Here is a 994-nt window from a genome sequence, read left to right as displayed (position 1 = left end):
CCACCGTTTGTCCGTCGCGGATGACCAGGGCCATCGAGGGTGCGAGTTCGAGCAGCGTACGGACGGCGTCGTTGGCGCCGCCCCGTGCCCGCATTTCAAACCAGTGGCCCAGCAGTACGAAGGTGGTCAGGACGGTGGCCGCTTCGTAGAACACTTCGCCGCCTCCGGTCAACGTGACGACGAGGCTGTAGAGCCAGCCGGCTCCGACGCCGACGGCGACGAGGACCATCATGTCCAGGGTGCGGGCCTTCAACGCCCGGTAGGCTCCGTCGAAGAAGATCCAGGCCGAGTAAAAGATGACGGGCAGGGACAGAATCAACGCGAAGACGTCGTCGCGCAGGCCGAACGGGGCCGGGACCGTGAAGCCGAGGACCTCACGCCCGATAGGCGACCAGAGGGTGATGGGTATCGAGAGGATGGCCGCGAGCAGGAACCGGTTCCGCATGTCCCGGATCATGGACTCCATCGACATGGCGTGCCCGCCATGCCCGCCGTGACCCATGACTTCCTGCGCGTCCCGGACCGCGGCCTTGCCGTGCCCGGCGTGCTCCCCGCGAGAGACCTGAGCTTCCTGAACCGTGATGTTGTCCGCGCCGCCCGGTGCCGCGGGTTCCTGCAGCGCCGTCGTTCCGTGTCCTGAATGGCTTTCGTGCCCGGCATGGTCTTCATGCATGGGGTCGCAGATGTGCTCCGGCACCGATTGACCTGCACAGTGGTAACCGCACTCACGCACCCACCTGGTCAATTCGGCGACCGAGGTCTGATCCGGGTCGAAAGTGACGTTGGCGGTCTGGGCCACCGGGTTGGTTTCCACACTGAGCACGCCCGGGCGGCGTGAGAGCACGGATTCGCTGACGGACTTGGACGAGGCCCGGTGGACACCGGATACCTCCATGACCGCGGTTTGGGTTTTTCGATTCACGGGGATTTGTTCCTCTCGGAATTGACGTTGCTCAAGCGATGCGGAAGTTCCAGCTCAGCGTGATTGCCCGCC

At 64.9% G+C, this 994-nt stretch carries 1 protein-coding gene; it reads right to left on the bottom strand.

Going from position 1 to position 994, the window contains the following annotated elements; genetic code table 11:
- Positions 1 to 922, bottom strand: a 922-nt coding sequence (locus HGO92_RS23135) for a cation transporter (protein ID WP_346769082.1), incomplete at its 3' end; no start/stop codon positions are given.
- Between the last annotated feature and the right edge of the window lie 72 nt (positions 923 to 994).

Source organism: Crystallibacter degradans (assembly GCF_012952295.1).
Classification (GTDB): domain Bacteria; phylum Actinomycetota; class Actinomycetes; order Actinomycetales; family Micrococcaceae; genus Crystallibacter; species Crystallibacter degradans.
This window is presented reverse-complemented; position numbering and strand designations above follow the sequence as displayed.